Genomic DNA, 3522 nt, shown 5'->3' on the forward strand with positions numbered 1-3522 from the left:
GGGTTCGAGTCCCCTAGGGGACGCCATTGCGGGAATAGCTCAGTTGGTAGAGCACGACCTTGCCAAGGTCGGGGTCGCGAGTTCGAGTCTCGTTTCCCGCTCCATATTCACAAAAATGCCGCTCAACTGAGCGGCGTTTTTGTATGCGCACGATTTGTAGTTGAGTCATCAGTCATAAAAAAGGCCCGCCGAAGCGATTCGGCGGGCCTTTTGCGTTATGCGTCTGCTTACCAGGACAGCATCAGGCGACCGGCAAACAGAATCAGCACCACGCCCATCGTGCGTTCAAACCAATGGCCCATGCGCATGAACAGCAAGCGAACCCGACTGCTTGAGAAAAACAGCGCGACCACAACAAACCACAGCGCATTCACAAAGCACATCCACAGCCCGTAAAAGGCCTGGATCTGCAGGGGCGTGCTGGCGCTGATGATCGTGGTGAAGATGGCCAGGAAAAACAGCGTGGCCTTGGGGTTGGTCGCATTGGTCAGAAAACCGGTGCTGAAGGCCTTGAATAACGTCTGTTCAACCACCGGCTCCTCGCTGGTCTTTTCACCTTCAAGGGACGATTTCGGCTTGCTGCGCAACAGGCTGACACCCAGATACAGGATATAAGCCCCGCCAATCACTTTGGCCACGGTCAGCAACCACGGTGTGGTGTGCATCAGCGCCCCGACTCCCAGCAGCGTGTACAGCACGTGCACGGAAATCCCCGCGCCGATCCCCAGCGCCGTACAGATTCCCACCAGTCGGCCGAAGCGTACGCTCTGGCGAATAGTGACTGCGAAGTCCGGGCCGGGAGCAACCACGGCCAGAAAGTGAATGGTAGCCAGCGCCAAAAACTCGCCCAGATAATTCGAATACATCTCAGCTCCAGTAGGTCAGGGGTGAAGCATTGCCGCGATAGCCGACAAAAAAGGAAAGACTCAAGCGCGGGTCTGCCACGCCCGGGGTCACCGAGTGCATGCGACGCGAATTGAACATGATGAAATCGCCGGGTTGCGGTCTCACTTCGAGGGCCGGCGGGCCGAGCAGCGCCGGTTCGATGCCATAGCTGTCACCCCGCATTTCGTCGAATTGATCGGGGCTGATGTCGTCGTCCCACATCTGCAACGCGCCGCCTTCGGTCGGCATGTTCAGGTAGACGTTGCAGGCAAACTGCGCCTCAAGGCTGCGGGCCTGGAAACTGTCCGGGGCGTCCTTGGCGAAGATGTCGTGGTGGGCGAGGAAGCACACCCCCGGTTTCACCACTCGCGAAAGGCCGACATACATTTTCCGGCCGTAGAGGTTTTCCAGGTGTGCGCCGGCTGGCCAGGATTCGTCGAGCATGCAGCGCAAGGTGTCGATCGGTGAAGAGTAGGGCGCGCAGCGATTGCGCAGTTCGGCGATGTTGCTGGTGGCGCGTTCGAAGTAGTCCTCAATCAGCAACGGTTGATTTTCCGCCTCATAAAAGGCCATGCCGATGCGGCCGATACTCGGTGCGTTGATGTAACCCTCAAAGCCTGGAGCGAGAATCTTGTCGCCAATCTGAATGGCCAGTGGCTCAGGCAAAAAGCCTTTGACGCGGATGGCGAGGACTTCTTCGTTGGCCAGTTTTTTTATGCACGTCTCATCGAGACGCTCGACGTCTAGCATCATTTTTTTAGGTCCATCTATCGATAGTCAACGGAACCTGCGAATGCGGTTCCCCGGCGTCGGACGTTGCGTGAGGCCGCGTCCGAAATGCTCAATCCACGCTGTAGTGGACAGACAACGTGCCTTTCTTCTGCGAAAGGGACGCGATCGTGACAGTGCCCAGATCCTTCAGGCTACGTACATGGGTGCCGCCACAGCCATAGGCGGGCAGTTCACCGAAACCGATTTCTCGCGCACCTTCGCGCAGCGAGGTCAGGCGCGGCAGATCGTGCTCGATCCACTGGGCGATTCCGTGTTGAACGGTCTCTGCATCGACTTCCTGCGCGCCATCGCCGGGTTTGAATTGCACTCGACCTTCGTCCGGCCAGTGGTGTGCCTTGATCGGCATCCAGCCCAACGCCTGAACGAAATGCCCGATCAAGTGGCCGGCTGAATGCATGCGTGTATTGAAGTTTCGGCGCTGTTCGTCGATGCGGATACAGGTCATGCCGAGCGCCACCGGGCGATCGACAAAATGGATGATCCGGTCCGGCTCCTGTACCACGCGCAGCACCTGGCTTTCACCGATCCAGCCGGTATCACAGGGCTGGCCGCCGCCCTGCGGGTGAAACAGCGTGGCGCGTAATACCACGGCGAATTCGTGCTCTTGGGGCGTGCAGTCGAGGACTTCCACATTGGCCTTGAGGTCATCACTATGGAAAAAGAGGCGAAGCGTCATATTCCATGCCCTTATTAAAGTTTCTTTTTTTATTATATGAATCGTGCAATAACGTGATAATCCGTTCAAACATCAAAGGACTTGTGCGCTGTGAGCATCAATCTGCCGCTACCGCTGCTCGGTGAAATGGCGATTTTCGTCAAAGTCGTGGAGACCGGCAGCTTCTCTGAGGCCGCTCGGCAGCTGGGGTCATCGCCGTCAGCGGTGAGCCGCAGTATCTCGCGCCTGGAAAAAGCCTTGGCCACGCGGCTGCTGCAGCGCACCACGCGCAAGCTGCGTTTGAGTGATGGCGGCGAGGAGGTATTCAAGCGCTGTCAGGAAATGGTCAGCGCAGCCAAATCGGTCATGGAGATCAGTGGCCAGTTCACCCATGAAGCGGAAGGACTGGTGCGGGTCAGCGTACCGAAAGCGGTAGGGCGCTTTGTGATTCATCCGCACATGCCCGAGTTTCTGCGGCGTTATCCCAAGGTCGATGTTGAGCTGTTGCTTGAGGATCGCCAGGTCGATTTGATCGACGACCATGTCGATCTGGCGATTCGCATCACCGATCGACCACCGGCCGGGCTGGTCGGGCGGCAATTGCTGACCATTGACCACTTGCTCTGTGCCACGCCGCAATACCTGGCCGAGCACGGCACACCGACTCACCCGCATGATTTGCTCAATCACAGTTGTATCTATCTGGGCGAAACCCCGAGCGATGCGCGCTGGAAATTCAAGAAAGGCAGCAAAGCGGTAACGGTGGGTGTGCGCGGTCGCTATGCCGCCAATCACACCGGCGTTCGATTGGGCGCGGTGTTGCAACACATCGGCATTGGTAGCCTGCCATATTTCACTGCCCGCTATGCGCTGGAGCAAAAGTTGGTGGTCCAGGTGCTGCCGGATTGGACCTTCCTTGCGTCCTATCACGGCGGATTGTGGTTGCTGCACTCGCCGACGCGTTATCTACCACCCAAATTGCGGGTGTTTATCGACTATCTGGTGGAATGCCTGCAGAAAGAACCGACCTTGAGCAAGCCGGGCAAGTCAGGTGGTGCGAGTAACGCAGCCATGGCGTATGAATTACCGGAAAGCGAGGGATTGCTGTAACGCAGAAGCAAAAGATCGCAGCCTTCGGCAGCTCCTACAGGGGATTGCGTGAGTCCACTGTAGGAGCTGCCGAAGGCGGC

Annotated in this window: 4 protein-coding genes and 1 tRNA gene; 2 read left to right on the forward strand and 3 right to left on the reverse strand. The window is 57.8% G+C overall.

Going from position 1 to position 3522, the window contains the following annotated elements; all coding sequences use genetic code 11:
* The first annotated feature begins 28 nt into the window (after window positions 1-28).
* Window positions 29-104, forward strand: a tRNA-Gly gene (locus tag PMI23_RS26040).
* A gap of 123 nt (window positions 105-227) precedes the next feature.
* Here the strand turns inward: PMI23_RS26040 and PMI23_RS26045 are convergent.
* From PMI23_RS26045 to PMI23_RS26055, 3 genes are all read right to left on the reverse strand, one after another.
* Entirely contained in the window at window positions 228-866 is a 639-nt protein-coding gene (locus PMI23_RS26045; protein WP_007908183.1) for a LysE family translocator, read from the reverse strand.
* A gap of 1 nt (window position 867) precedes the next feature.
* Window positions 868-1638, reverse strand: a complete 771-nt coding sequence (locus tag PMI23_RS26050; RefSeq protein ID WP_007908184.1) for a 2OG-Fe(II) oxygenase — start codon at window positions 1636-1638, stop codon at window positions 868-870.
* An 88-nt stretch (window positions 1639-1726) separates the two neighbouring features.
* Window positions 1727-2353: a hypothetical protein gene (locus tag PMI23_RS26055; protein WP_007908185.1), complete on the reverse strand. Its 627-nt coding sequence runs from the start codon at window positions 2351-2353 to the stop codon at window positions 1727-1729.
* 90 nt (window positions 2354-2443) lie between these two features.
* On the opposite strand from PMI23_RS26055, the gene PMI23_RS26060 reads away from it, so the two are divergent.
* Window positions 2444-3442 (forward strand): LysR family transcriptional regulator, encoded by a 999-nt coding sequence (locus PMI23_RS26060; protein WP_007908188.1) that lies wholly within the window; start codon window positions 2444-2446, stop codon window positions 3440-3442.
* Window positions 3443-3522 lie beyond the last annotated feature (80 nt).

Source organism: Pseudomonas sp. GM24 (genome assembly GCF_000282235.1).
GTDB lineage: Bacteria > Pseudomonadota > Gammaproteobacteria > Pseudomonadales > Pseudomonadaceae > Aquipseudomonas.